The following is a 26,110-nucleotide window of genomic DNA, read 5'->3' as shown; positions in this document are numbered from 1 at the left end:
CCCGAGCCTAACTCACATCATAAGCCACATTAATAAGCCGTTTAGCCCGTTCAATATCATCATTATTTGAAATCGTTACTTCTAAGTCACCCGTACCATAATGCCCTATATTGCTAACATCACGGGTAAAGCCTTGTTCTAACGTAATACTATTGGGCTTAACTTTTAAATAAAGTAGTATCTTTGCTGTCTGCGGGTGTACTTCAACGCAAGCAAAGTTTTTAATACGTTTAAACGCTATGTAATGTTTAAGTATTTTCATTTGAACGTCATCACCTAACGCCATCATATAGGCTTTTAACGTTTCAAATCTATCAGTTAATTCCCCGTTAGCCTGCTCTAAATAATCAGATACCGTTTTAACCTTAGTATTTCGGTTAGTTGCCGTAGTTGGTGCGGTAGCTTCATCACTAATATGTACGGTTTGTGCCGTTGTAGCGTTAACTAAATCTAACAATAGTAGCCCGTCATTATAATGTTTGTACTGATAAAGCTCTATATTACGGTTAATTTGTTGTACGGCGTGTTCGTCATACTTTGTGAAACCGCCTGCTATACAAAGTAATCGAGGACTGCTCCAATCAATAGCGTCTGAAACGGTTGCACCGTACCTACGCATTACCATTAGTTCAAATTCCGCTTTATGGTCTAATAACCAATCTAGATAAAATAAGCCTTGATTTATAACATTTTCGTTCATTGATCGCTTATATTCTATTATTACGGGAGAGTTGTTTTCATCAATGCCTAACGTATCAATACGCCCTGCATGCCGTTTACCCGTACTATATTCTGTAGCCAAAAAGCGTACACCTAAAAACGTTTCTAAATGCCGTTCAATTATATGTTGTAATGACTTTTCAATAGATACGGATTGTCCTTCAAGTTCATCAACGCTATCCCCGTTTAATCTAAATAGTTTTATATCACCCATGCACGTTCCCTCCTTACCGTAAATATTATAGCATTTCCTATTAGTAAAATCTTCCTAATGATATGAAGTTAACGGCACATAGTAATGGCTGAATTTATGAAGCCGTAATATTAAATAACCCCCCCGTACCTAATAGTTAGGTAATAGCGTTATAGCGTAGCTAGCGTTTTTTACTAGCTATACAATTAGAACTAACAAAACGGCACACATTTTTTAAAACTTTTTTAAACGCAATTTATATAACGCACCCGCACGCCCTTTTATATTTACATAAGTAAATAGTTGCAGGTTAACGGTATGATACTAACCCGCCATTAATACGTTTTTACCGTACCGCTTACCGTTACTTAATGGTACACTAAACGGCTTGCTACACGGTAGGGCGTTTAAAGGGGTTATATGACGTTTTTAATAATGAACGGTATAGTAGTTAAGTAGCTTACAAAGGTATTTAAACGGCTTACAACGGCATTATAAACGGTAGTAAGTGCGGTATATATGTAGCCCCGCAACCCTTGCAAAAATATATCCGTGATGTGTGCGGGTTTACCATTTTACCTTGTATAAGTAGTAAGGGGATTGACGGGCTTAAAACTTTTTTTAACTATTTCAGTAAAAAACCCATAAATACATCCGTTTAAGCAGGTATAAGATGAGGGGAGCTTTACGTTATTTAACACCTTGTAAACTTTTTTAAAACTATTTTACGGAAAAACCTTTAAAAATAGCCCGAAACGTTGCCTTTAGTTTGAGGGATACTTTTTTAATACGTCAAATACAAGTTATTACGGTTGGTTTTACTTAGGGCGTGGGCTAGCCGTAATTAACACTCAAACATTTTAACTTCCCGTTAGTATTTTATTATTTAACGTATAAATGTCAACTAAATTATGTACACTTTTGATTGTTTTGGAATGTACCATTTTGCGTTGAAAGTTCTAACCAAGTAGTGATTTTTCTAGGGGGATTTTATCTAGATTTTGACCATATATTGGTCATCCTCCCGTAAATCCAGTCGTGTATTTTCCATAATAATGTACCACCTGTTGGCCAGCTCCAATCGGCAGGGAATAGCCGTACGACCAATGTATAATTCAAAACACTCCCCGCAATGAAGGCCATATTCCCCTCCGCTTAGGGCAACGTACCACTGGTCTTGATTTTGATCATAACGCATTTTGGTTCTATTCAAAGGTTCGCCTCCAATCTTTCTTAATTAGATTTTGCCACCTTTCCCTGCCTATTTTAAAACTAGGTAGGGGAAGGTGTTGTAGAATTTACAAGGGCAGTATACCTGGTTCTGTTTTTAATTTATATACTTCCTTTTTCAAGGCTCTGTTTTGTTCTTTCAGCTCTTTAATTTCCCCAATCATTCTGGCTACTTTAGTTTCATTATCAATTCCTGGCTCGTTTGAAGTTCCTTTACATTTCATCCAGTCATTGAAGGCGTATAGATCCCATTCATCAACTTGATATCCTCTACTAAGGGTGGGAGTGCTCTTCATCCATTCTTTAATCTCATTCTCATCACATTTTGCTCCGTAGGAGCGAAAGAATTTGGCTGCTTCTTCTGCGTTATATGTGCTCATACTTTTTCCACATACTCCTTAACTATTTTCTGCCGTTTCCGTTTCCTTTTCTAAATGGCCCTTTAGCCGATATGAAGGGCCTATAATGTTTACCACTGTGGCATGGTGTAGGACTCGGTCCAGAATGGCATTGGCAATTTTGGGATCCTGGAATATATCTCCCCATGTTTTGAAGTTAGCGTTTGTTGTCAAAATTGTGCTTTTCTTTTCATATCTCATATCGATTAGTTGAAAAAATAATTTGGCATCTTCGGCGTCAATTGGCAAATAGCCAATTTCATCAATGATAAGCAGCTTATATTTTGCATAATGTTTTAACCTGTTTTCCAGTCGATTTTCAAGTTTTGCCTTTTTTAAATTCATAATTAGATCATTACATTTAATAAAATAGGTACTGATGACATTGGGGTCAGTCCCCCGGTGGAGTAACGCTTTACTTCGCTGGGGGAGTGACCCTTTTCCCCTATGTAAATCTTGAAAAGGGAGTTGGGTAGTGAAGGAGGGAAGACAGCTTTCCCTCCTTTTTATTACGAAAACAGCCTTCATAATTGAAGTATTACTTTAGAACAATGTGAAGGGAAAGGGATTCATTAGAAGTCAAAATGCATGAAAACTTGTTGATAGTACATGTCATAATTAGAAACCCGAAATTAAGACTCCTAGCAATGTTTGCTTCAGCTGCTACGGAAAGGCTTCTCTTAATAAAAATTGTGGTATATGATCAAAACTTGACTCTTTTTACTAGGTTTTTTACCTATTCCATTAGGAACAAATTCACATATATTACTCCTGTATATAGACAAATATAGGAGATGAGATCTTATGTTGACCTATTTAAATCCAATGTGGGGACAATGGACGTTTGGAGCCTCTCACCCCCCTCGCCCTCCTTTTGGTACTCCTACTGGGATTTTTTTACCCCCTCGTCCTCTTCACGGTATTCCTAGAAGGGATATTGAAGATCTTCTTTTAGATCCAAACTGCGAATATATGGGGCGTCAAGATGGGGACTTTTTATACTGTTGCAGTGACCCGGGTGTAATTAATTGTTATTTGGTGGATCCTTGGGGTAATGTTATTCGGTAGTAACCGATCACTAACCTAAATGAATGTATAAAGCCTTATCGATAAGTAAAAGACCAAAGTTTAAATCTAATGGATAAATATGGTTAATATTTTTTGTTTATCGTAAAATGCTTTATACATTCACCATGACCCCAAGACACTAAAGATTTTGTTGTTGATATTGTTAATGAAAAGTACGACTTTACTGAAATGGTAGAAACGATTAAAGAGTAAAGCGACAAAATGTAGCCTTGCAGTGAATATTAGACAGTCATGCAGGGCTTTTTTAATTGCTACGCAGGCAACTTACTAAAAACAATGTTTAATTCAAACCAAAGAATCATTTTCCTTGTTCAAGTTGAATAGTAAATAATAAATTTTATAAGGAGTCTTTTGGATGAGGCTGACCTTCTTTCTCCTCCCTCTTGGCAACCTGACATAACAACATCCAAAAGTACCTATGTCCTCGCGTTGTCTCCGTTGTGTTGCATATTTTGCTGCAAGGGTGCTTTTTTTAATTAATCATAATAGACAAATATAAGTACATAAAATCATAGAGCATATAGGAACGATTAGATAAGGAGGTACTGAATGTCTAAATTGAACTCATACTCACGTCTAAAAGTAAAAAGGGATACATTTTATCAACCTGATTCACAAGGTGGCGGTGTGTATTTTAGAAATAACGTAAACTCATTCCAAATGAAAGGTGATACCATTTATCAGTGGATTGAAAAATTGATGCCGATGTTTAATGGGGAGCGGACATTAGCAGACTTGACAGAAGGATTAACAGCCTCATATCGAGACAGGGTTTATGAGATTGGAGAAATTTTGTATAACAATGGCTTTGTTCGGGATGCAAGTCAAGATATTCCTCATCAATTAAATAGCACCGTTCTAGCAAAATATGCTTCTCAAATTGAATTTATCGAGAATTTTACCGACTCTGGTGGGTATCGTTTTCAAGAATACCGTCAGGCTAAAGTTCTGGCTGTCGGATATGGTCCATTTTTAGTTTCATTGATTTCTGCATTAATTGAGTCTGGACTTCCTAAACACCATTTCATAGTAACGAGTTCTTCAATACCAACAAATAGGCTTAGAATTAATGAGTTGGTGCAGAACGCTAAAAGTGATGACACTGAGGTGGAAGTAACAGAGGTGTCGTTTGAAAAAGAGGCAGAAAGGAGTTTTTGGAAACAAACAGTGCAGCCTTATGATTGGATTCTCTATGTGTCACCGGATGGTAATGTAAATGAATTAAGGAATCTTAATTTAGTATGCAAAGAGGAAAAGAAGTCATTCCTATCCGCCATATGTATAAAGAAAGCGGGGTTCGTTGGTCCATTAGTCCATCCGGAATCAGAGGGGTGCTGGGAGTCTGCATGGCGTCGGATTCATCGATTTGTTTTAAAAGAAGATGAGCAGTCTCACCAACTTTCTTTAATAGCAGGATCGATTTTGGCAAATATCGTTGTATTCGAATTTTTCAAGAAGGCCACAGGAATAGCAGATTCAAATCAGAGAAATCAAATTTATCAGCTTAATCTTGACACACTAGAAGGAAACTGGATGTCATTCATCACACATCCGCTAGTCACGTCTAGAAGAGTTATACCTAAACAGATTGAAGATCTTGATTTAAGGATCGAACAACAATCAATCCGAAATGACCTGTCAAGTAATGTTTTCGAATATTTTGGACAATTAACTTCTAAAGAGATAGGTATTTTCCATGCTTGGGAGGAACGCAACTTAAAACAGCTTCCCCTCTCTCAGTGTTATATCCAAGTAGTAAACCCAATATCTAAAGGACCGGCAGAGCTGCTACCGGAGGTGATCTGTTCCGGTTTTACACATGAAGAGGCAAAAAGGGAGGCAGGACTGACTGGTATTGAAATGTATGTTTCACAACTGGTCTATGGATTCAGAGGTGAGAAGAATGATGCTCGTGCACACATACCAGAAGGGTTTATCGGCATTGGTGCAGGGGAAACAATTGAAGAGGCTGTTTGTCGTGGCTTGCAATCCTATTTAGATGAGGAATTGAGGAAAAGAAGGTTTGATCAACTGAATCCTATTATCCATATCCAAATGGGGCGGATAGAAGATAAACAATGCAGGTTTTATTTAAATGCACTAACTAGCTTAAATGGTACAACGACAATCGGTTTGGAAAATAAGATACTTGGCTTCCCTGTGATATGGGTAAGGACGCATGGCAATCGGTATACTAGTACAGGTTTAAATAAAACAATGGCCTTACGGAGGGCATTGAAACAGGCACTTATGAATACTCAAAACAATGTTAATTCTCTAGTGAGGGAAAAGACAGAGTCATCGAAAAAACAAGAAACTAAACTTCAAATTAATCTTCAAACTACACTTCAAATCCCTTCTTGTAATGACTTGACACAATTGGAACTATTACAATCTTCCATTAAGGTTTTAAACCAAAATAGCAAACGGTTATTTGTATATGATTTTTCAGCTGAACCTTTTTTAAAAAAGAAGCTGGCAGGTGTGTTTGGAGTTCAAGTACGAGAGGGGGAATCCTAATGGCTGCTAATATTTTAATTACCGGACAAGGTTTATTAGCCGATTTCGTATATGATCAATTGTCTAATCAATATTTTGTAAGGCGTCAAAATATATTAGAAGAGGTTTCAGGCGAACCAAAATTAGCTATTGTGCTGCACGATGGATGGTATCCATCGATTCATCAAAAAGCGGAAGAAAGATTTAGGGCCACAGGTATCCCCTGGCTTAGAGGTTTCGTTTCGTTTGGGGAAGGAATAATTGGTCCATTTGTACGCCCTGATAAATCAGGATGTTCTCGTTGTGCTGACATACGGCGCACGATAGCTAGCTCGGAGCGCCGAGAAAGGGAGTTTCAGGTAAGAATGTCAGCAGGAGAAGGTGTACAACTAGATGCATGGGCATCACGTACGGGCCTATCGCAAATGGCAACCTTAATATGTAACGAGGTGCAGAGTATTCTTCAAAACGAACCCAATAAATTAGAAGAAAGAGTTTTGATAACAAACCTAAGAACGTTAACAAGTTCTAGTCACCTTTTCTTGCCGGATCCATTGTGCCCGATTTGCAGCTCGTTACCTGATGATACATCGGAATTAGCTGAAATTAGGTTAGAATCTAGGCCGAAAATTAATGGTGATGGTTATCGTTGCCGTTCGATGGATGAATTGAAAGCAGTGTTAGTTCAAGATTATCTTGATAATCGTACTGGGATTATGAATAGTAAAATTCAAGATTTCACGTTACCGTTTGCTGATGTCTATGTAAATTTGCCATTATTTGAAGAGAATGAGGGAGTGGCGGGAAGGTCTAGTTCTTATGAACTGAGTGAACTAATTGCTATTTTGGAAGGTTTGGAGCGAAATTGCGGATTTGGTCTCCAAGGCAAAAGGAGGGTAGTTCGTGATAGTTATCATAATTTAAAAAATATAGCACTAAATCCTACAAGAGTAGGGTTACATGAGAAGGAACATTACGCTAAAGCTCATTTCCCGTTTAAACCGTTTCATCCTGATGATTTAATGAATTGGGTCTGGGGTTATTCATTTTTACAAGAACGTTCTATTCTGGTCCCGGAGTCACTCGCTTATTATAGTTTGGGGAATAGAGAGGGTTTTGTTTATGAAACTTCGAATGGATGTGCATTAGGTGGGAGTTTAGAGGAAGCCATTTTCCATGCCATAATGGAGGTAATCGAGCGAGATTCGTTCTTGTTAACCTGGTATGCTAGGCTTCCTCTTCCTCGTCTTGACCTTGGTTCTTCTAACGATAAAGAATTACAGTTAATGGTCGAACGTGTACGTGAGGTGACGGATTATGAGCTTTATTTTTACAATTCGACGATGGAACATGAGATTCCAAGTGTGTGGGGAGTGGCAAAAAACAGAAAATCCAAGGGAGTTAACCTCATTTGTGCAGCCGGAGCTAACCCTAATCCAGTAAGAGCTGTAAAAAGTGCGATTTATGAACTTGCAGGAATGATGTTTAGGGATGATGAAAAATTGGAGGTAAATCGTCAGAAATATGAAGAGATGCTACAAGAGCCGTTCGCAGTACGTACTATGGAGGACCATGGTATGCTGTACGGTCTACGAGAAGCAGAGGAACGATTGAATTTTTTGTTGGATAATACTCGTCCTTTACGTACGTTTGCTGAGGAATTTAAGCCGGCACCGAGCAATAAAGACTTAAAGGACGATCTTCAAGAAATTCTTCAGAAGTTTCGCAAGTTAAACCTTGAGGTCATTGTGGTTGACCAAACAACACCAATCACCAAACGAAATGGATTATTCTGTGTAAAGGTATTGATTCCAGGAATGCTGCCGATGACATTTGGGCATCACCTTACCCGTGTAAAAGGATTTACGAGGGTACTTAATGTGCCCATGCAACTAGGGTTTATGAAGGAACCATTATTGTATGAACAGCTTAATCCCCATCCCCATCCGTTCCCATAATAGGGAAGTAGGAGGTGTAACATTGGAGTTAGAAAGATTTCTACATGACCTGCACTTCGACACGGGTAAAGTCTTTCCGCCAGATTGGCAAGTAGATTGGGAAGACGCACCACTTCCCTATAAACTGTATTATGGCTTATCAGAGATCATGCTTACCCAATATGTACCGTTATTAATCGAGAAACGAGATGCTTATGTAGCCCCCAGCTTAGCAGAGCTTGGCCAACTCTTATGGTATGTATATGGCCTTACACAATACTCTCAAACTGTTTTAAACGAAGAAAACAAGGAGGAAGGAGTAAACTATACCCAGTCATTACGTAGATTTGTTCCGTCTGGAGGAGCGTTGTATCCAAATGAATTATACGTTTATATAAAATTGGAGAGTGTACAAGAGGGAGTTTACCATTACGATGTGGCACATCACCGCCTTAAATTACTCAGAGAAGGAAATTATGATTCCTACTTATCCAGAAGTCTAAAAAATGGCTGTGATATTTCTGACTGTTTCTGCACCGTATTTGTCTCGACTGTTTTTTGGAAAAATTTCTATAAGTATAATAATTTTTCTTACAGGCTTCAAGGTTTAGATGCCGGTGTGTTAATCGGGCAATTGTTAGAAGTATCCAGTCAAATGGGATTCTCTTCACGTGTATGCTACCAATTTCTTGATCGGTCTATCAATCATTTACTTGGACTATCCGAACAGGAAGAAAGTGTGTATGCGATTATCCCATTATCTATTAATTATTCAATTAAGTGCGGTGAAAACGATAATAGAAAAGAAATTGTTTCTGCCAGTGAATTGTGCCGTGAAGTGCCGTTGTTAATGCACCCTTCCTATAACCGTTCAAAGAGGGTTATTGATTATCCGATGCTGAGAAAACTTAATGAAGCATCAATGTTTGAAACAACTCGGTCATTTGTAAAAATAAAAAAAACTGATAGTGTGAAATGTTCTTTAGGTACGAAGTTGACCTTCCTGCCAATTACGAAGGGCTTATCGTATGATCTAGCATCAGTTAGCAGAAAGCGGTATTCTCCTGATATCGATTTTATAATAGGAAAAGTGAGTCAAATACAATTATCCACTTTATTGAAAGAAACCTTTTCCTTCTCATATCAGAATGACCTTGACGATATACATGGAAATGAGGAGAATCGTGTTACTTTGTATGGCTGCTTTTATAACGTGGAGGGAGTTCCAAATGGTGTCTACGCTTATGAGAATTGCGTTCATGCACTTAAGAAAATAACCCAGGGGGATTACCGGAAATTTTTACAAAATGGATTAATATTGCCCAATGTGAACCTTTATCAAGTTCCGCTCTGTATGCATGTCGTTGGTGACAAAGGTCATCTCAAAGAGTACTTAGGATATAGAGGATATCGCATTCAACAGATGGAAGCGGGTATTCTCGTGCAACGCCTGCTTTTGGTGTCGTGTGCCTTAGGAATGGGGGGGCATCCACTACTAGGGTTTGATTCAAAAAAATGTGATAAACTTTACAGGATAGATTCGAAAGAAAAAACCAGCTTGATTCAAATCCCAGTGGGTCCATACCGTCCTAGGGCCTGGTTAAAAGGTAGTTTGCTTACCTAGGAAGTTTATCAAGGGACAAAGGTCCTCAACCTAAGTTTGGAGGGCACTGAAAAAGTCCATTATTTAAATTAGGTAAGCAGTAGAAAGTTTGATTCAAACTTTCTACTGTCTTTTACTGTATAATTATATAGTTATATCCAAATGAAAGCAATAGTTTCTCAAACTTAGTTTTTTTGGAAAATCTATGATATTTTTTGTACCGAAGGATAATATACTTTTTCAATTCAATGAACTTCTTTTCTTTTTTTAGAGAACTTAAAGCTAATATTGTCTTGAAAACGGTCGTAATGCAAGCCACCTATCCGCATGTTTAACCACGTATTACTAAAATCAAAATTATATTTTTCTAGTTCTTGCTTAAAGTGCTCGATACTCTCTTTAAAGAGCCGTTTTACTTCTCCGAATTTCGGTAAGAATCTTTTCTTCCAAGCATTGGATGATTTCATCCGGGCACCCATTCGAAATTTGTTATGAAGCTTTTTCCTCCCAATCACCAAAGACCTTTGTGTACTTAGAGAAGTTCTGTTCAATCCACCGTTGAACGCTCCCCTGAATAGACTGAAGGTCTTTCATGTCTGATTCTACAGGTTCATCCCCTTACGAAGGTATGATAGATTCCTTCAGATAAATGAGTCTCAGAATAACAGCCATCCTCAATGAGCCGTGATATGACTCTTGCATCTTTTACTTCATTTTTGGTAGGGGAGTTGTCGTCAAGCTCCTTTGATTCTTCATATGGGCTGTAGTCACAACCACAACCTTTATTTCCTGTTCTTTTAGCCAATAAGCCAATGGTAACCAGTAGTGTGGCCCGTAGGTTCCATTCTGATAATGATTTCGTGCTTATGGTGTGAGCCTTCAGGCTATTCATCTAGAAAACTAAATCCTAAGTGAGAATTTTCTTTAGAGAGGAATAGTCTCTTTAATACGTATTTGTTTAAAAATAATCCTAACATGTAGTCTAATTAATGTATTTTTAGATTTTTTAATTTTTTGTTAGACAAACTGTCGTAAGGTGGTTTAAGAAGTAGGCGAGAATTATAATCTCCTCTTACTCGCTTTTTTATTGAGAATTAAACTATTAGGCACTTTGAGCGCGAAATGGGCTGTAATATCAGTAACAGCTACCTAAAGAAACCATAATTTGTTAAAGAGAGGAAAAGTAATCTGTTTTATTTATATAAGAATAACGGTTCCCACTCTCTATTCTTGTGTTGTTACCTGATGATAATTACTAAGAGGAGGAAAAAAATGCAAAATTTTCAAAATGACCTACAAATGTTGGGAATGGATCAATTCCAAGTGGGTGATTTAACCCCTATTGGTTATCAGATTCAAGATCCTCTAGCCCCTCAAGCCGTATTTTGTGTCCGTTGTGTCGCTTGTACCCGTTGTGTCCGTTGTTCTTGTGGTGGACGTTGTGGGCGTTGTGTTCGCTGTGTAAACTGTAGCTGTGTTGTTGCCGCCGATCCCAGATGTTCTAATTGTGTGAATGGTTGGAATGGCACTAATTTTGTGAACGGTTGGAATCGTTGATAGCTCTTTAAAGTAGGAATTTTCTGAAAGAAGGTGCACTTGTATATGTTGTACAATGGCGATTCTTTTAGGTAATAGGCGAGAACCCTCGTGACTTCAGTCATGAGATGAATCGCCTTCGGATGCGGTCTAGTGCTAGAAAATAGCGAGATTTTGTACTAGATTAAGTATCCGACATGTCAACTAAATTTTTTGTATCCCACATTATACATGCTATATAATATAACTAGAAATTGTTCTTTGAAAACTGAACATATAGGGTTGATGCAGGAAAAGCTCTGCATCGTAAAATGTTCAAGCAACACGAACAAATAACCGTTACATGTTGCGATAGCCAAGCGCATGTGAGTATCAATACGGGGTTCGCTTGGTTCCTCGTCAAACAGTTCACCTTTTAAATGAGGTGATTGAATCGGTATGCCAACGGGCGTATATTGGGCTGTTGATACCAGGAGGCGATTTTTGCCTTCACAAGCTCGTGACTTCAGTGATGAGTTGTTGACGGAGCGGAAACGATTTGAGGGGTGAGGTGCCACATATATAACGCTTAAGATGAGTTTAGAGTCGTGCCTATTGTTGATAAAGGAAAAATTGATTATTAGCTGCTCCACTTTATTTTTTACCATTTTTATACGCTTTGAAGCATGATGAACAAAATCCCCAGCGTTCATTGTGCTTTTTTTCATTTACCCTAACCGTCTTATTACATCCTCTACATTTCATTCTCTTTCCTTCTAAAAAATTCAGAAAATCCAACGAAAAAAGGGCTGGCAGCACGTCGCTGCAGAAGTAAAACCAACCGAAGATTTTGACTCAATTGATGTATACTATTACTTCTGGAATCAAACAGGTACAGTATGGTTTGATGCGATGCATTTAGATAATCAATTTATATTTGCTGCAATCTATATTATTCAATGATCATTATCGAGAACTGAGGGCAACAGATTTAATATTGACATAGAAGCACTTATTTATGAATAAGAGGATATCATCGAGTTTTCAAATATTGGTTTTTCTTCAAATTGGAAGAACTATTATACGTAATAAACAGTAGGAAAATAAAATATAGACTAATATAAATCTTACATACTGGAAAAACTATTAATTATTTCCCTATTGAAAGACCACTGCTATGCATTAAGCTAATGCTCTTTTTTTCTAGTTTCTTCTAATTGCCTTTTATAATACCTCTCCATACTTAACAAGGTGCCTATCCCCAAGTCCATTAACACCTCTAGCACAATCGGTACAGGCACCTTTTTCAAATGGTAAAGATATTTTTCATTGCTCAACCGATCCACCACATGTAGATCCGCATTTACAGGACGAGTGGGATAAGGCTAAACATCGAGGTCTTCGCCTCTGGAAATTAAATTCGATTTCCGCTTGACTTCAGGTAACCGACCCTCCAGCGCTTGTTTGTGCTGACCAAGGAGCTTCCACTTTTGTTCTTTAAATTATAGATTGCTAGCTTTCATTTCGTCTAAGATGCCATCCCATAGTTTTGCGCGTGATTCAAAGCATTTTTCGCCAATTTCCATGGAGCGCTTCAATTTTTCTTGATCATTTCCACACAGTTCGATTAATAATTTCTCAGCGAGTGGTCCGTGATGATCTTCATCGACTTCGATGTGTCGGTTGAGGTAAAAGTTTAATCTTTCACTTGAGGCTCCAGACTCCTTGAGTGAATCAATTAATGGTTGGAACATCTCAGGAATCAATCCTTCTCTTCCATAGAAAAAAGCTGCGGCGACTTCATAAATTTCACCATTTAATGCTAAGTCTAAATTAAAATTGATAAAGTCTTTTGTCTGTTGATTCAGCCCATCCGTTTTTTCTAATGCCTCTGTATAGTGCAGCCCCTCTTGTAGGTGGGCAATGAATGTTTGAATCAATTGTACATCAGCCCCACATTCTTCCATTGCTTCTAAATAGAGGCCGAAGTGACTGCTGTAGCCGCCTTTCCCATCAATATCAGATTCTTCACCAAGCACAATCTCATTAATAAAACGTGCAAAATTCGAATTCTGAGCTGGAAACCATGGAACATCCACATTGGTTACGGACTTTTGTAGTCTTTTAAGTAGACTCATAAAATCCCAGACAGCAAACACATGATGTTTCATAAAAACTTTGACTCTTTCTGGTGTAGAAATTTCTTGGTAAATCGGGTGAGTGAGAAGCTTGTTGCGATAGGCTTCCAATTGTTCAAAATCAATATTTGTCATGATATGCTCCTTATGATTCGTTTTTTAAAATATTAAAATATTCAAAGATACATTCAGTTTAGTATAATCAGTCTTTTTATTCAATGATTGATTAGAAGGTATAGATAAGTTCATATTCTTGGGTCTGGCCTTTTTTCCTGAGATTGTTGAGTATTTTGAGAGTTGATAGTCAGAACCTCAATATTAATCATAATTTTTATAAGGAGATGATAATTTTATTATGTCACCAAAGGTTCCTTTGTTCTTTAGGAATTCTCAAATAACAAACAACCTACTCAATATTTAAAACGTCATAGATGTCAGGTGTCATCCATTTTTCGGGTGATGTTTGACATCTTTTCTTCGTGGAACACACCTATGAACGAGATTCATCGGGCCGTGCCTGTGACAAATCCAACGGGGCAGACTTGCTAAAGATGTTTTAAATTTCTCATTAAATTAAAATTAAATATTGACAAAAAACATTGAAGAAGATAATCACGAATTAGTACAAATTATCACGTATATATTTAGGAAGGGAGTGGTAAATAAGGGGGGAATAATATGGCAAATCCAATAGTGGCGCGGTCATTAGACGAAATCCGATTTTGGTCTAGGATTATGAAAGAACATGCGTTATTTTTAAGCTTGGGTTTTACTTATGAACAGTCACAACTTATTGATGAAGCTCGGCAGTTTATTTCATTGTTCGAAAGGATTGAAGAAAGGTTAGCTACATTTACGGTAAATTCAGATTTACGTCAAGTTCAAGCCTTTAATAGTGAAGTTTACCAAGCTGCTGCTGCAATATGGAGCTACAAACGAAAGGTGTTAGGCTTAACTCTAAATTGCCAAATCCGTCATAATAACTACCCTTTGTTAGTTGATCATATAAGTAGAGAAGCAGCATATTTTGCTAATCGCTTAAAAGATTTAAATGAAGGGAAGCTTGCCCCAGAACAAGATACTGTCATTCAAGAAAATGTTTTCTTCTTGAAAATTATGGCAGACCATGCAAAGTTTATCGGTCATCTATTAGACCCCTCTGAAAGAAAACTGGTAGAACAAGCAAGGGAATTTAGCTATGATTTCGACCAATTGATGTTTCAAGCGGTTGATTTAGACTCTATGAGTCCACAATCAGAAACTAAACCTATTTTGAGCCAATTTTTAAATCAAAATAAAGTATCGGTTGCTTCCTTAAGGGATTTCAAGAAGACAGCAAGGGAATTAATTGAAGCATGTCGCATTAAGAGCAATATTCACCCACTTTTAGCTGACCATACATTTAGAGAAGCAGAAAGATTTCTAGAAATCATCGATTTATTTGAAGCTAACCTGCAAAAAAATTGAAAATAGATTTAAGATTTTTTATGTTAAAGGATTTGGTGTAGATATGAATGAGGAGATATGGAAATGGCAAAGGTGGGTGAAAATGATTTTGTAGTCGGGTTTGTCCCACATCACAATCATGGTTCGGTTGATTATACCTCAGTTGATGCTGGGCATGTTCATCAATGCTCGGATGTTACTTCACCTCCTATAGGAACTCAGGATTATACTATATTCATTACAATGAGGGATATGTTGTCTTTGAAAATGGGCATACGCACTATTATTAGGCTTATTCTGGTCCATCGATTCTAGTAGGAAATGGAATGCATGGACATTATTTAGTGCTATTAATTATCTTTTGGTGCTATCAGGAGCTCTATTTTCGAAACTTTCTGGGGAATTGTTTCACAATTGCATTCGTGATTGTGTCCGCCATTTGTAAAGTTTGCAATTCAATTTCATCAAACACATCAATACTTGATTGAAATTTTTTTTGAAGTATAAATAATGCTTCCTCTATAGTAAGTTCCAGGTGCTCGAAAAACATTTCTTGAAATTCATCTCTTTCTATAAACGGATTTATTCTACTTAGGAATTCGGCAATTTCTTCTCCATTTGCGAACCATCTTCTCTGTGCATCAGCAACAGCTTTTTGATTTTCTGCTTTTGCGGCTGTTACAAGTTCCGCAGCAATGACCAGATGTTCCCTGATTAAATCGCTGAACTTTGCGGCTATTCTATTTCCATAGAAAGGCTTTAGTAAATTGCCCATATCAGTAGCGTTGCGGAGTAAACGTGCGGTAACAGCGTCTAAATCAGGTAAATTAAAGACGATGCTATTGATTGTCATCCTTGTCCAGTACACGTGTTGTTTCCAAACTAACCGCATGGCATTACTTAAACGAAATTCCTGTTCACTAATAAATGAATGTTTGAATCTAGGTTTATTCATGGTTTCACCTCCATCCCCCCTAAATACTAATCAATTTATTCAGATTCAAAAAAGTTGCTTGTATTATTGAACTATGACTAAAATTAAAAAAGAATTAGTGGATTATACGTCCTGTAATTCGGGGTCAGTACCCGGTGAGTAAAGAATTACTTCGCTGGGGACTACTGACCCACTAGCCTAGTTTAATTATGGGGGACATATGAAAAAAATAATAATAAGTAGTAGCATTGTAATCATATTATTGATTGCTGTAGGTTATTTGCTAAATGAGTTATCTCAATCAAGAAAGTTCCAATTCTTTGGTGGTTTAGTTACTAGTATAGACACAAACGAAAAAGTAGTAGCCTTAACCTTTGATGATGGTCCTGGGGTAAACACACATGAAATATTAGAAATATTAAGAAAACATGATGTGAAAGGTACTTTCTACTTAACAGGATATGAAATTGAAAAATATTTTGATGATGCAGAAAAAATCGTGCAAGAAGGACACGAAATTGGAAATCACTCCTATTCCCATCAAAGAATGGTTTTTAAATCTCCATCTTTTATTAAAGATGAAATAGATAAAACTGATGAGTTAATTCGACAAATCGGTTATGAAGGAGAAATCACTTTCCGTCCACCTTTTGGAAAAAGGTTAGTTTTGTTACCGTACTATCTATCCAAGCAAGATAGGACTACGATTTTTATGAATATAGAGCCTGATTCTTATCCCGAAATTGCTGCTGATTCAAATGAAATTGTAAACCATGTTGTCGAAAATATAAAACCTGGTTCCATCATTTTATTACATGTGATGTATGAAAGTAGGAGAGAATCGCTCAATTCAGTAGAAGGAATTATTACTTCGTTAATTGAGGAAGGGTATACCTTTGTAACAATCTCAGAACTACTAGAATTTGGAATTCAAGAATGATATTGTAATCGTTCTTTACCTGACGGGTACGTTGAAGAAGAAAAGAGAATTCGAGCAAAAACGCACTGATTAAAAACTCAGTGCGTTTTTCTATGCTAATTATGGTGATAATTTGTATGGGGCCGAAATGCTGACCCTTTTTCCCTGATTAATCAATCAGCTTATCGCCTGATTGGAATTACTAGCTTTGTATTCGGTCATGATGTTGTGGATGATGGTTTGGACAGGAAGAATTTCGTTGATTTCATCTACCCGGGCCCCCGCAAAAACGAGCCCATTCTCGCAATCTCCATCCATTGATGTGATTAAAGAATCCATTGTACAGAAGCGGTAAGAACAATCTTTCAGGCAGTCGATGCACTTCTTGATTTTCACCTTTTTATCATCGGATATTAGTTCAGTGAAGTGGTTCCTTATTGCACGGCCTTCTAATCCTACCGTTGTTTTTACCATTACCATATCTTCTTTCTTTGCATGTACATATTTTTCTTTAAACGATAAGGGAGCATCACATTCGTTGCTGGCAACAAATCTTGTTCCGATTTGAACTCCAGATGCTCCCATCCGGATGGCACGGGCGAGATCCTCCCCAGTCATAATCCCTCCAGCAGCAATGACGGGAACCTTAACGGCGGCCACTACTTCCGGTAAAATATCGAATAATGGCCTGTCGGTGCCAAGATGTCCACCCGCTTCACGGCCTTCTACCACAATGGCTGCAGCACCAAGACGTTCTGAAATTTTTGCAAGCCTTGCTGAAGAAACAATGGAAATCACCGGAATGCCGGATTCCTTGCCCCAGCTGTACATATCTCTTGAGATGCCAGCACCTGAAATAATAAAATCAACTTTTTCCTCGATCGCCATTTTCATTTTATCGGCAAAATCATTCATCGCAAAAAGCACATTGACTCCAATATAGCCGTCACCCTGAAGGGATTCCTTCGCCTTCCTGATGTGATATCGCAATTCATCCAAACTAATCCCGGTTCCTGAAATAATTCCAATTCCACCGGCATTTGCAACAGCAGAAGCAAGTCCGCTTAAAGAAATACCTACTCCCATTCCCCCTTGTATAATCGGAAAGTTAGGCGTCATATGACCAATTTTTAATTGTGGAAAGTTCAAGATAATACCCCATTTCATCATTCTTATTATTCCTAGACCTTATTGTAATGGCTGGATACGAAATGAATAGTTACAAATATAATGCCCAGTCCTAAAATCAGATGATAATTATGTTGATGTCACAAAGTGTACATAATGTGCCTGGCATTATTCGCAAGTCCTATGTTTTTAAACCTTGATTGCCTAGGGAACGAGTAGGGATGGAGGTTTCGTTGGTTTTTATTACATACTGGGTATATTTAAGCACTCCACTTATTGTGAAAAAAGATGATCCGACGCTGACATTGAACCACCAAACCATGTCTGTAATCAAATTGTTAGATGAATACAGAACATTTACAGAAATATTAAAACGGTCAAAAGCAGATTACAACTCCTCGAAAGTTATAGACGAATAGAAAAAGGGAATGTACGATATAAAATTAATGGGGAGGTAGTTATGAAAACCAGAGATGCTTATTATGACAATGCCAAATTTTTACTGATTTTCTTGGTTGTATTCGGTCACTTTATCCAGTCGTATATTCATGAAGATAAATTTATTTATACAGTGTACACAACGATTTATACATTCCACATGCCAGCGTTCATTTTAATATCAGGGTTTTTTGCAAAGGGATTTCGTAAACCGGGCTATTATAAAAAGTTAACAAAGAAGTTGATTATCCCATATTTAATTTTTCAAGGGATCTATTCACTCTATTACGTATTAATCAATGAACGTAGCGTCATTGAATTAAATCCGTTAAATCCACAATGGTCATTATGGTTTTTGCTTAGCTTGTTTTTCTGGAATGTCATGCTTTTTCTTTTTACAAAATGGAAACCGCTTTTCGCGCTTAGCCTATCTGTAGGTATAGGAATTGGGGTTGGGTATTTTAATGAAATTAATCATTTTTTGAGCTTGTCACGTACTTTTGTCTTTTTTCCATTCTTCTTGCTCGGTTATTACTTGAATAAAAACACATTTGAAAAAGTTCGAGATCGGAAGGTTAAATATACTTCTTTCTTCATATTATTTTCACTATTTGTTGCCGTTTATTTGCTTCCAGGGTTTGATTATAAATGGTTGTTTGGATCAAGACCGTATGAGGCACTTCATTATTCCTACGTGAATGGCGGGATTATTCGCTTGGCGCTTTACGCACTAACTTTACTGACGACGTTAAGCTTCTTGGCTTTGGTTCCAAGACAAAGGTATTTTTTCACTAAGTGGGGAACAAGTTCGATTTATGTCTATTTATTACATGGTTTCTTTGTGAGGTATTTTAGAAGTAGCGAATTAGTTGGTTATCTAAGTGAATCGGAACAAATTATTGTTTTAATTTTTCTGTCCCTTTTATTAATTGCTTTTCTTTCAAGTAAGCTGGTTCGCCGGATATCAGAGCCATTTGTCGAATTGAAAAGTTCATATTTCACAAGATATAGGTTAGATTCTGGCTATGATAAGCGATACTGAAGAACTTAACGAGAAATTACATGAAGAAAAGATTTGTAGGGAAAACTCCTAATACGAAAAGGTTAGGAGTTTTTCTGATGAAAAAATACGTAATTTTGTTTTGTTTCACATTAGTGATTTTAGGTGCTACTATTCACTATTCCTCTGCTCGTTCAGCTGATCTAAAGCTGACGGCTCTCGGTGATTCCATCACACATGGAACGGGTGACCCATCTAAGCAAGGCTATATGGAAAGAGTGAAAGCTCTGTTAGAAAAGAAAAAGAATGTAGCTGTACAAATTAGCAATTTTGCTGTCCCAAAATACACAACGGATAATATTTTGGCTCAGTTGGATCGCGATAAAATAAACAAGGAGATAAAAGCAGCGGATTATCTTATTCTCTACATAGGTACAAATGATTTTAGAAGAAGTGCAGGCTACAATTTTAATAAAATAGATGAAAAAAGAATGGGGATAGGGGAAGCAAAATTCACGGCAAATCTTCATAAGATTTTAGAACACTTGAGAAATAAAAATCAAACTGCTCCCATCCTCGTTTTAGGTTTATATCATCCATATCATGAATCTGAAGACGCTAAAAAAATACTCCAATTAATTGAGCATTGGAATGAAGAAATTCATACGGTTACGAATGGCTACACGCAAACCTACTTTGTTCCAACTCTTGACCTTTTTACTACTAACAACCATTTTAGCGATGCCCTTCATCCAAACAGTGCCGGTTACCAATTAATCGCCGACCGACTTTACGAAGTTATGCTGAAATTGGATGGCTAGGGATCAACGGGAATAGAGGTCCCACGGTGAGGTAAAACATTACTTCAGTGTGGGACCTTTTTGCAACTTGACCGTTCAGCTAATTTCAAAAAAGACTAGTGTAACAAGGGATTTTTTCACCAAACGTATTAGTTTAGTAAAATAAAAAGGGAATGCAATACATTCATTTTATTGTTGGGAGGGGGGTTAAAAATGGAATTTAAACTTGCAGATGCATCTGATGCACCAATCATTCATGAGTTAATGATTAAGGCATTTTTGGAATATGAAAATGAAGAGCCTCCATCAAGTGCTTTAGAGGAAACAGTCGAATCCATATCAACAGCTTTAATGGAAAATGAGAAGGGCTTCATTGCTTATGATGATGAACAGCCAATAGGAATGGTTCGTTTTAAATTCATACAAAATGGCCTTTATTTTTTTAGATTGTCGGTAATACCAGAAAAACAAGGACAGGGTATTGCAAAAGAAATATTAAAACACCTGGAAATTTATGCAAAAAATAAAGAAATCTCTACATTACTGTGTAAAGTTCGTAAGACTGTTCCAAAAAATATTCAACTATATCGTTCGATCGGATACAGGGTTTTTGATGAGGAAATCCTACATAAGCCAAATGGTGTAAATATAAAGGTTGTCTCTATGATGAAACAGATATAGTAAAAGGTGTTTTGCAGAAAAGCTTGAGAAGTTAGGCGGAAAGACTTAAAGCCTAAATTCTATGAACGGGGTCTGAACCGAAATTCTCGGAAAACAAAAACGAATAGAAGACAAAAGGAAAGGAGCCGTCACGGCTGCTTTCCTTTTGTTTTTTCCACCTTTTGCGCTGCGAATCGTACAAGTACGCAATCCGGCGAAGCTTTTTTTATTGACACCAGTTCTTTAAGAGTTATAGGAGAGAACTCAGCTCAAACCTATATCTTCAAAAATGCTATCATAGCGACGGGTTCGCGGCCCAGTGAGCTTCCGACATATGTTAAGAGCTTTGTTACATTTATTGATTGTTTGAATTTACAATATTATTTCTTAAAAACTCAAGGCCTCCTTTTATTGCATTTTCCATTGTTGCTTCAGCTAGGTCAGCATCGGAATTAATGATTGCATTCAGCATAATAGAATGATTTTCAATTGCTGATTGCATTGCATATTCGAAAGGTCTACTGTTAATAGAAGTTATTGTATGGATCCGTTTAATTATTTCACAAAGTGGACCATTTCCTGAAAACTCGGCTATCTTGTGACGGAATTCTAGCAACTTTTTTCTATGTTGCACATAATTACCGGCTGAAACAGCTTGCTTATCCTGTTCGAGGATTTCTTGTAGCTCTTCGATCATTTTAGAATCATGGTTTTCTGCTACGAATCTTATTGCTAGGGATTCAAGTCGTGCCATAACGGTATAATAATCTGCTAATTCTGAAAGGCTAATCTTCCTTACCATTACCCCTCGATGTGGAACCAGCTCGGCGATACCAGCTTCAACTAACTTACGAAGTGCTTCTTTTACGCTAGTACGACTGACAGAATACTCATTTACCAAGTCAGCTTCGACAAGGTGAACCCCTGGAGAGTATTCACCATTTATTATTCTTTCCTTAATTTTATCAAAAATAATATCAGATAAGAGTTCTTTCTGTTTTGTGCTTTTGGTATTAATCGTAAATTACCCCCTTCAATAAGTAGATAAAATAGTCTCTTTATAAACCCCATAATATCAATACAAAATTCTATATTAATATTAGCATGCAATGTTGAAATTAAAAATGCCTTTTATGAAAAGTATTGTAGTAATTATTATTTTTAAAAAATTCAAAAAATAATTGACGAATACAAAAATTGAATGCTAATATTGAATTGTAATATTGAGATGCAATATTGAAATATTACAAAATTATCTAGGAGGAGAAAAATATGGAACTAGAAAGAAATAACATTATTCTTGCTGCTGTTGATGCAAATGGGGAACCAGACTTTTTGGAACCGGGAGAGCCTGCTATTAACAACATACCTGGTGTTTACGAAGGTATAAGGTACTGGACAGTAAACGATGTGCCTTCATTATTCGATAACATAGGTAGTGCACCAAAAGATGCTTCCTCATTTACTTTGCCAGGTGGAGTCTGGATTGGGATGAATTGTTTTCCTGCTCACTCAGCTGGAAGACTTGATGTAAAAGCAGCAACAGGGGATCATGCTAAGGACCTTGACATAGGGGGTGATGGAGACCCTTCTATGCACCGCAGCAATTCAATTGATTTTGAGTATATTATCTCAGGAAAGGTAGATTTTGAACTTCCAGGAGGAAAAGTTCGCACTTTAGTACCTGGAGACATCCTTATCGTAGCTGGAGTAGAACATGCGTGGAAGAATCACTACGATGAGCCATGTAAATATCTTGCGGTTTGTGTCGGTGCAAAACCTCCTAAAAAGTAATTTCAAAATTAAATATTTATACAGCCTTGATAATAAATGTAAGCGTTAACGAACAATTAATGATTAGTGGGGTGAACAGGAATGAAAGAAATAAAAGGAAAGACAGCAGTTGTAACAGGTGCTGGAGGCGGTATGGGACGCTCCATTGCTCTTGCCCTTGCTAATGAAGGAGCAAATGTGGTTGTCGTGGATATAGAAGAGGAATTAGCTAAAGCTGTAGCAGCTGAAGTTGCTGAATATGGTGTAGGATCATTAGGTCTAAAGGCCGATGTCTCTAAACTGAAAGATATCGAGGCAGTAGCTGATGCTGCTTACGACAAATTTAAATCAGTAGAGATACTATGTAATAATGCTGGAGTAACTCTTCGTCCGTTCCGTGCACATTGGGATGCCAGTTATGAGGACTGGAATTGGATGATGAATATTAACTTCTGGGGTGTCCTAAACGGTCATTTAACTTTCGTTCCACGGATGATGAATACTCCGGGAGAGAAGCATATCGTAAACACTTCTTCGATGGCTTCCTTAATGGATATTGCAGGACACGCTGCCTACTCTGCATCAAAGGCAGCTGTTGATGGACTTTCTAATAGTGCGAGAGAAGAATTGAAACTCTTTGATATTGGTGTCTCAGTTTTCCATCCAGGTGCCGTTCGGACGAGAATCACCACAAGTGATCGGTTAATGGATGAAAAGCACAAATCAGAGCAAAAGTATGTGAAGTCTTGGAGTGATTATGTAAACGAGATCTCGAATCCGATAGTAGAATCAAAGAAAGTAGTAGAGCCTGAAATTGATCCGGACGTTCCAACCAATGCTTTTGAATACATTTCGCCGAAACACACAGGTATGTTTGTCATTGAAGGCATTCTTAAGAATAAGCCACATATTATGACACACCCTCTTCCAATGGATAAAATTCAGTCACGATTTGACGGAATATTGGGAGCGGTTCCAACTTATCCTGAAAGCTAATGCAGTAATTTTCAAGAATATTTAAACAAAAACTTGTATGAGGGAGTTAAGTGATATGAAATCTCGCAAGAAAAAGACAACAAGGCTAAAAGAAATCTTTAACAGTCCGAAAACTGAACTCATGCCATTCGGTGTTCTCCCAATTCACGCACAGATGGCGGAGCGAGCAGGGTTTGAATCATTTCACATTTCAGGTGGCATGTCCTCCTGGTGGCTTGGGGGTGTACCGGATGTAGGGCTTATGACTCGTACAGAAGTTATTAATAATGCTCGGCGTATAGTTCAATCAGTTGATATACCTGTATATTGTGATGCTGACACTGGATACGGTGGTATTCAAAATGTCCAATTGACAGTGAAAGAATTCATCGATGCGGGAATTGCAGGGATACACATTGAAGATCAACTCGATCCTAAAAAGGCTGGTGGACAAGCGGGGATAGCGATTGTTTCAGATGAAGAGGCAATTGGTCGTCTCAGATGTGCATGCGATACTCGAGATGGTATCGACCCAGATTTTGTGATTACTGCACGCACTGATGGGTATGCTGTTGGTGGGGTTGAAGAGGCTTTACGCCGAGGCAAACTCTATCGCAAGGAAACAAATGTGGATGTGATTTTCTATGAAGGAATAAGGTCGTGGGAGGAAGTCGAATACCTTCTCAGGGAAACACCTGGTCCAGCCTATTGCATAGCTAGCAGGCATGCAGGCCGTACACCATCTGTAGAGGAACTAACTAGAATGGGACAGGCGATTAATATTGTTCCTTTCTTGCAACCTGGCGTGCAAGATGCTTGGAAGCTCTTACTGAAGGTAAAGAAATCCGGGGAATTAGCGCCTTATGACGAGTATATGGAAGAATGTTTTGCCCTAGAGGGGACAGAGGAATTTGTGGGATATGGGGACATTTTTGTAAAACCTTCTTATGAAGATGTTCGTAAAACAGAAGAGAAATATCTTCCAGAGAACATGCGAAGAGACTATGAAGGTACAATTCATGATTAAATCAACCTCCGCAGACTGAAGCGTGTAATATGGTTGTTTATATTAGCAATTTGATAGAGAACGTTTTTGGCCTATGAGACCATTCATATCAAAAGTTTTACAGGTTTTTATTAAAAGTTTTTTTGCAAAAACGACTTTGTATGCGAGGAGAGACAAATATGAAAAAAATCCATTTTGCTAGTTTTGTGCAACATTCTCCCAATAACCAGTACCCAATAGTTTGGAGGCATCCGCGAACTAGAAGAGGGTTCGAATGGAATAGACCGGAGATATTTGAGGAAATTGCTGCTATCAGTGAAAGAGGAAAGTTTGACATGATGTTTGCTGCTGATACGCTTGGAATAGGTACAACGCATGGTGGATCAATAGCTAGTAGTGTTAAAAATGGTTTTATAGGTCCTATTCACGATTCATTTACACTAATGGCGTTGTTAGCAGGAAAAACTAAACATATTGGTTTGGGAGCTACGATGTCGACATCCTTCTATCCCCCATATTTGCTAGCTAGAATGACGGCGACATTGGATCATTTAAGTAGGGGACGATTTGCTTGGAATGTGGTTACCTCATCTTCTGATGCTGAAGCACAAAATTTTGGTTTGGATAAAATGTATTCTCATGCTGAACGTTATGAGCGAGCTGATGAGTTTTTGGAGCTATGTTATCAGCTGTGGGAATCTTGGGAAGAAGATGCGGTGTTGGAGGATAGAGAAAATGGTATTTTTGCTGACCCGAGCAAGGTTAAGCATATTAATTTTTCAGGTAAATATTTTAAGAGCAAGGGTCCTCTTAACGTAACTCGTTCACCGCAAGGACGTCCTGCAATTATCCAAGCCGGTAGTTCAGATAGTGGTAAGGATCTTGCTGCTAAACATGCTGAAGTTATTTTTGCTTTGCTGCCTAATATTGATACTATGAAAGCGTTTTATGACGATGTAAAAGGAAGAATGATAAAATTCGGTAGAAATCCAGATGATGCTAAAATTCTTTTCGGTGTGCAACCTATTGTAGGTGAAACTGAGGAGATTGCACATATTAAACGTCAAATTGTAGCGAGTTATGGTACCGCGGAAATTGGATTAATGATTCTTTCCACTGGGTTAGGAATTGATTTCTCAAAATTCGATCTTGATCAACCGTTATCTCAAGATCTGCAAACCGAGGGACTCACATCAACATTAAAAATGTTTAACAAGAGTGATACTTTAAGAGATGCTGCGAAACATATGGCTTCAACTGGCGCATTGTCTATGGTAGGTACTGGAGAACAGGTGGCTGAAGAAATGGAAACGGCTATGAGGGAAATTGGGGGAGATGGCTTTATGATTCAGTCTGCATTTTGGCCGTCTGCTCTTACGGAATTTGTGGAAATGGTCATTCCAATCTTGCAAGATAAGGGTCTACACAGAAAAGAATATACTGGTAAGACTTTGAAAGATCATATACTAGAATATTAATTCTATTCGGTATTCGGGAAACTCGGTGTCATATTTCAGTGAAAACGTCATATTAATCCGTCAGTGATTTTGTCACTGTTTGTCATCTCTTCATCCCTTCTTGGATGTTAGCTTGTATACAATTGATTAAATATTCATGCAAGTACTTTTATACACTAATTGTTTGGACTTAAAGTTATCTAATGAAAAACACCATGTAAGCGCAATAATTAATGGGGAAAGGTAAAATTA

The 26,110-nt window shown here is 37.6% G+C and carries 24 protein-coding genes and 3 pseudogenes; 16 read left to right on the top strand and 11 right to left on the bottom strand.

Annotation, left to right across the window (positions count from 1 at the left end):
* Nucleotides 1–7 precede the first annotated feature (7 nt).
* The 4 genes and pseudogenes from GNT69_RS21405 to GNT69_RS21390 form a co-directional block, all read right to left on the bottom strand.
* Nucleotides 8–934: a DUF5655 domain-containing protein gene (locus GNT69_RS21405; RefSeq protein ID WP_203557028.1), complete on the bottom strand. Its 927-nt coding sequence runs from the start codon at nt 932–934 to the stop codon at nt 8–10.
* Nucleotides 935–1,907: 973 nt separating this feature from the next.
* Nucleotides 1,908–2,111 (bottom strand): DUF5348 domain-containing protein, encoded by a 204-nt coding sequence (locus GNT69_RS21400; RefSeq protein WP_203557049.1) that lies wholly within the window; start codon nt 2,109–2,111, stop codon nt 1,908–1,910.
* Between the two features lie 100 nt (nt 2,112–2,211).
* The gene (locus tag GNT69_RS21395) at nt 2,212–2,523 is read right to left on the bottom strand and encodes a hypothetical protein (protein WP_203557027.1); all 312 of its coding nucleotides are present in this window, start codon (nt 2,521–2,523) and stop codon (nt 2,212–2,214) included.
* Between the two features lie 18 nt (nt 2,524–2,541).
* A pseudogene (locus GNT69_RS21390) lies at nt 2,542–2,919 on the bottom strand (ATP-binding protein); the annotation flags it as partial.
* A gap of 1,260 nt (nt 2,920–4,179) precedes the next feature.
* Here GNT69_RS21390 and GNT69_RS21385 point away from each other — a divergent pair.
* From GNT69_RS21385 to GNT69_RS21375, 3 genes are read left to right on the top strand one after another with little or no spacing between them, the layout of a single operon-like run.
* Nucleotides 4,180–6,150, top strand: coding sequence for a putative thiazole-containing bacteriocin maturation protein (locus tag GNT69_RS21385; RefSeq protein WP_203557026.1), 1,971 nt, complete (start codon nt 4,180–4,182; stop codon nt 6,148–6,150).
* On the top strand, nt 6,150–8,087 hold the full coding sequence (locus GNT69_RS21380; RefSeq protein ID WP_203557025.1) for a TOMM precursor leader peptide-binding protein: 1,938 nt from the start codon (nt 6,150–6,152) through the stop codon (nt 8,085–8,087). The genes GNT69_RS21385 and GNT69_RS21380 overlap by 1 nt, the downstream gene beginning before the upstream one ends.
* Before the next feature lie 22 nt (nt 8,088–8,109).
* Nucleotides 8,110–9,690, top strand: a complete 1,581-nt coding sequence (locus GNT69_RS21375) for a SagB family peptide dehydrogenase (protein WP_203557024.1) — start codon at nt 8,110–8,112, stop codon at nt 9,688–9,690.
* A 224-nt stretch (nt 9,691–9,914) separates the two neighbouring features.
* Here GNT69_RS21375 and GNT69_RS21370 read toward each other — a convergent pair whose 3' ends face one another.
* Both GNT69_RS21370 and GNT69_RS21365 read right to left on the bottom strand, forming a co-directional pair.
* On the bottom strand, nt 9,915–10,136 hold the full coding sequence (locus tag GNT69_RS21370) for a hypothetical protein (protein WP_203557023.1): 222 nt from the start codon (nt 10,134–10,136) through the stop codon (nt 9,915–9,917).
* Nucleotides 10,137–10,279: 143 nt separating this feature from the next.
* Nucleotides 10,280–10,561: a hypothetical protein gene (locus tag GNT69_RS21365; RefSeq protein WP_203557022.1), complete on the bottom strand. Its 282-nt coding sequence runs from the start codon at nt 10,559–10,561 to the stop codon at nt 10,280–10,282.
* A gap of 353 nt (nt 10,562–10,914) precedes the next feature.
* On the opposite strand from GNT69_RS21365, the gene GNT69_RS26325 reads away from it, so the two are divergent.
* On the top strand, nt 10,915–11,226 hold the full coding sequence (locus GNT69_RS26325; protein ID WP_481747696.1) for a heterocycloanthracin/sonorensin family bacteriocin: 312 nt from the start codon (nt 10,915–10,917) through the stop codon (nt 11,224–11,226).
* Nucleotides 11,227–12,371: 1,145 nt separating this feature from the next.
* On the opposite strand, the gene GNT69_RS21355 is transcribed toward GNT69_RS26325, so the two are convergent.
* Complete coding sequence (locus GNT69_RS21355) at nt 12,372–12,521, bottom strand: hypothetical protein (RefSeq protein WP_203557020.1); 150 nt, start codon at nt 12,519–12,521, stop codon at nt 12,372–12,374.
* Nucleotides 12,522–12,686: 165 nt separating this feature from the next.
* Entirely contained in the window at nt 12,687–13,457 is a 771-nt protein-coding gene (locus tag GNT69_RS21350; RefSeq protein WP_203557019.1) for a DUF3050 domain-containing protein, read from the bottom strand.
* A 543-nt stretch (nt 13,458–14,000) separates the two neighbouring features.
* Here GNT69_RS21350 and GNT69_RS21345 point away from each other — a divergent pair.
* Nucleotides 14,001–14,789: a DUF2935 domain-containing protein gene (locus tag GNT69_RS21345; protein WP_203557018.1), complete on the top strand. Its 789-nt coding sequence runs from the start codon at nt 14,001–14,003 to the stop codon at nt 14,787–14,789.
* A 63-nt stretch (nt 14,790–14,852) separates the two neighbouring features.
* Nucleotides 14,853–15,055 (top strand): annotated as a pseudogene (locus tag GNT69_RS25710) (YmaF family protein); the annotation flags it as partial.
* A 92-nt stretch (nt 15,056–15,147) separates the two neighbouring features.
* On the opposite strand, the gene GNT69_RS21340 reads toward GNT69_RS25710, so the two are convergent.
* Nucleotides 15,148–15,723 (bottom strand): acetylglutamate kinase, encoded by a 576-nt coding sequence (locus GNT69_RS21340; protein ID WP_239094389.1) that lies wholly within the window; start codon nt 15,721–15,723, stop codon nt 15,148–15,150.
* Nucleotides 15,724–15,922: 199 nt separating this feature from the next.
* Between GNT69_RS21340 and GNT69_RS21335 the strand changes: the two genes are divergently transcribed.
* Nucleotides 15,923–16,642 (top strand): polysaccharide deacetylase family protein, encoded by a 720-nt coding sequence (locus GNT69_RS21335; protein ID WP_203557017.1) that lies wholly within the window; start codon nt 15,923–15,925, stop codon nt 16,640–16,642.
* Between the two features lie 156 nt (nt 16,643–16,798).
* Here GNT69_RS21335 and GNT69_RS21330 read toward each other — a convergent pair whose 3' ends face one another.
* The gene (locus tag GNT69_RS21330) at nt 16,799–17,788 is read right to left on the bottom strand and encodes an NAD(P)H-dependent flavin oxidoreductase (RefSeq protein ID WP_203557047.1); all 990 of its coding nucleotides are present in this window, start codon (nt 17,786–17,788) and stop codon (nt 16,799–16,801) included.
* Nucleotides 17,789–17,982: 194 nt separating this feature from the next.
* On the opposite strand from GNT69_RS21330, the gene GNT69_RS21325 reads away from it, so the two are divergent.
* The 5 genes and pseudogenes from GNT69_RS21325 to GNT69_RS25705 form a co-directional block, all read left to right on the top strand.
* On the top strand, nt 17,983–18,168 hold the full coding sequence (locus GNT69_RS21325) for a hypothetical protein (protein WP_203557016.1): 186 nt from the start codon (nt 17,983–17,985) through the stop codon (nt 18,166–18,168).
* Between the two features lie 41 nt (nt 18,169–18,209).
* Nucleotides 18,210–19,229 carry an acyltransferase family protein gene (locus tag GNT69_RS21320; RefSeq protein WP_203557015.1) on the top strand — a complete coding sequence of 340 codons (1,020 nt, stop codon included), beginning with the start codon at nt 18,210–18,212 and terminating at the stop codon, nt 19,227–19,229.
* Nucleotides 19,230–19,306: 77 nt separating this feature from the next.
* Nucleotides 19,307–20,008, top strand: coding sequence for a GDSL-type esterase/lipase family protein (locus GNT69_RS21315; protein ID WP_203557014.1), 702 nt, complete (start codon nt 19,307–19,309; stop codon nt 20,006–20,008).
* A gap of 192 nt (nt 20,009–20,200) precedes the next feature.
* Entirely contained in the window at nt 20,201–20,668 is a 468-nt protein-coding gene (locus GNT69_RS21310; protein WP_203557013.1) for a GNAT family N-acetyltransferase, read from the top strand.
* 189 nt (nt 20,669–20,857) lie between these two features.
* Nucleotides 20,858–20,983: pseudogene (locus GNT69_RS25705) on the top strand (hypothetical protein); the annotation flags it as partial.
* A gap of 19 nt (nt 20,984–21,002) precedes the next feature.
* Here the strand turns inward: GNT69_RS25705 and GNT69_RS26110 are convergent.
* On the bottom strand, nt 21,003–21,620 hold the full coding sequence (locus GNT69_RS26110; protein ID WP_343206541.1) for a GntR family transcriptional regulator: 618 nt from the start codon (nt 21,618–21,620) through the stop codon (nt 21,003–21,005).
* A 299-nt stretch (nt 21,621–21,919) separates the two neighbouring features.
* Between GNT69_RS26110 and GNT69_RS21300 the strand changes: the two genes are divergently transcribed.
* From GNT69_RS21300 to GNT69_RS21285, 4 genes are all read left to right on the top strand, one after another.
* Nucleotides 21,920–22,441 (top strand): cupin domain-containing protein, encoded by a 522-nt coding sequence (locus GNT69_RS21300; protein ID WP_203557011.1) that lies wholly within the window; start codon nt 21,920–21,922, stop codon nt 22,439–22,441.
* Nucleotides 22,442–22,522: 81 nt separating this feature from the next.
* Entirely contained in the window at nt 22,523–23,416 is an 894-nt protein-coding gene (locus GNT69_RS21295) for an SDR family NAD(P)-dependent oxidoreductase (RefSeq protein WP_203557010.1), read from the top strand.
* Between the two features lie 55 nt (nt 23,417–23,471).
* Nucleotides 23,472–24,422, top strand: coding sequence for an isocitrate lyase/PEP mutase family protein (locus GNT69_RS21290; protein ID WP_203557009.1), 951 nt, complete (start codon nt 23,472–23,474; stop codon nt 24,420–24,422).
* Nucleotides 24,423–24,580: 158 nt separating this feature from the next.
* Nucleotides 24,581–25,879, top strand: coding sequence for an LLM class flavin-dependent oxidoreductase (locus GNT69_RS21285; RefSeq protein WP_203557008.1), 1,299 nt, complete (start codon nt 24,581–24,583; stop codon nt 25,877–25,879).
* Nucleotides 25,880–26,110: the final 231 nt, after the last annotated feature.

This window comes from Bacillus sp. B15-48 (assembly GCF_016879755.1).
Taxonomy (GTDB): Bacteria; Bacillota; Bacilli; order Bacillales; family Cytobacillaceae; genus Mesobacillus_B.
The sequence above is the reverse complement of the archived record's forward strand: the minus strand, read 5'-3'. Positions and strand labels throughout refer to the sequence as shown.

What these genes read in the sequence shown, in the direction of transcription:
- GNT69_RS21405 (WP_203557028.1), bottom strand. Translation starts at nt 934, where the DNA reads ATGGGTGATATAAAACTATTTAGATTAAACGGGGATAGCGTTGATGAA.
- GNT69_RS21400 (WP_203557049.1), bottom strand. Translation starts at nt 2,111, where the DNA reads ATGCGTTATGATCAAAATCAAGACCAGTGGTACGTTGCCCTAAGCGGA.
- GNT69_RS21395 (WP_203557027.1), bottom strand. Translation starts at nt 2,523, where the DNA reads ATGAGCACATATAACGCAGAAGAAGCAGCCAAATTCTTTCGCTCCTAC.
- GNT69_RS21385 (WP_203557026.1), top strand. Translation starts at nt 4,180, where the DNA reads ATGTCTAAATTGAACTCATACTCACGTCTAAAAGTAAAAAGGGATACA.
- GNT69_RS21380 (WP_203557025.1), top strand. Translation starts at nt 6,150, where the DNA reads ATGGCTGCTAATATTTTAATTACCGGACAAGGTTTATTAGCCGATTTC.
- GNT69_RS21370 (WP_203557023.1), bottom strand. Translation starts at nt 10,136, where the DNA reads ATGAAATCATCCAATGCTTGGAAGAAAAGATTCTTACCGAAATTCGGA.
- GNT69_RS21365 (WP_203557022.1), bottom strand. Translation starts at nt 10,561, where the DNA reads ATGAATAGCCTGAAGGCTCACACCATAAGCACGAAATCATTATCAGAA.
- GNT69_RS26325 (WP_481747696.1), top strand. Translation starts at nt 10,915, where the DNA reads ATGATAATTACTAAGAGGAGGAAAAAAATGCAAAATTTTCAAAATGAC.
- GNT69_RS21350 (WP_203557019.1), bottom strand. Translation starts at nt 13,457, where the DNA reads ATGACAAATATTGATTTTGAACAATTGGAAGCCTATCGCAACAAGCTT.
- GNT69_RS21345 (WP_203557018.1), top strand. Translation starts at nt 14,001, where the DNA reads ATGGCAAATCCAATAGTGGCGCGGTCATTAGACGAAATCCGATTTTGG.
- GNT69_RS21340 (WP_239094389.1), bottom strand. Translation starts at nt 15,723, where the DNA reads ATGAATAAACCTAGATTCAAACATTCATTTATTAGTGAACAGGAATTT.
- GNT69_RS21335 (WP_203557017.1), top strand. Translation starts at nt 15,923, where the DNA reads ATGAAAAAAATAATAATAAGTAGTAGCATTGTAATCATATTATTGATT.
- GNT69_RS21330 (WP_203557047.1), bottom strand. Translation starts at nt 17,788, where the DNA reads ATGAAATGGGGTATTATCTTGAACTTTCCACAATTAAAAATTGGTCAT.
- GNT69_RS21320 (WP_203557015.1), top strand. Translation starts at nt 18,210, where the DNA reads ATGAAAACCAGAGATGCTTATTATGACAATGCCAAATTTTTACTGATT.
- GNT69_RS21315 (WP_203557014.1), top strand. Translation starts at nt 19,307, where the DNA reads ATGAAAAAATACGTAATTTTGTTTTGTTTCACATTAGTGATTTTAGGT.
- GNT69_RS21310 (WP_203557013.1), top strand. Translation starts at nt 20,201, where the DNA reads ATGGAATTTAAACTTGCAGATGCATCTGATGCACCAATCATTCATGAG.
- GNT69_RS21300 (WP_203557011.1), top strand. Translation starts at nt 21,920, where the DNA reads ATGGAACTAGAAAGAAATAACATTATTCTTGCTGCTGTTGATGCAAAT.
- GNT69_RS21295 (WP_203557010.1), top strand. Translation starts at nt 22,523, where the DNA reads ATGAAAGAAATAAAAGGAAAGACAGCAGTTGTAACAGGTGCTGGAGGC.
- GNT69_RS21290 (WP_203557009.1), top strand. Translation starts at nt 23,472, where the DNA reads ATGAAATCTCGCAAGAAAAAGACAACAAGGCTAAAAGAAATCTTTAAC.
- GNT69_RS21285 (WP_203557008.1), top strand. Translation starts at nt 24,581, where the DNA reads ATGAAAAAAATCCATTTTGCTAGTTTTGTGCAACATTCTCCCAATAAC.